Below are 250 nucleotides of genomic sequence, written 5' to 3'. Positions count from 1 at the left end.
TGATATTGCGGTTGTTGTGGTTGAGTTGTGTATGGGTTTTGTGGTGCTGCATATGGATTTTGTTGATATTGTTGTTCTTGGTTTTGTGGTGCTGCATATGGATTTTGTTGATATTGTTGTTCTTGGTTTTGTGGTATTACATATGGATTTTGAGGATATCGCTGTTCTTGATTTTGTGGTGCTGCATATGGATTTTGAGGATATTCATAATTTGGACGTGTGTCATATGGATTTTGTTGAAATTCAGTTT

General features: G+C 35.6%; 1 pseudogene. It reads right to left on the bottom strand.

Annotation, left to right across the window (positions count from 1 at the left end):
- Positions 1-250 (bottom strand): annotated as a pseudogene (locus MR107_RS30830) (hypothetical protein); the annotation flags it as partial.

It is taken from the genome of Bacillus cereus group sp. BfR-BA-01441, assembly GCF_022663075.1.
Classification (GTDB): domain Bacteria; phylum Bacillota; class Bacilli; order Bacillales; family Bacillaceae_G; genus Bacillus_A; species Bacillus_A cereus.
This window is presented reverse-complemented; position numbering and strand designations above follow the sequence as displayed.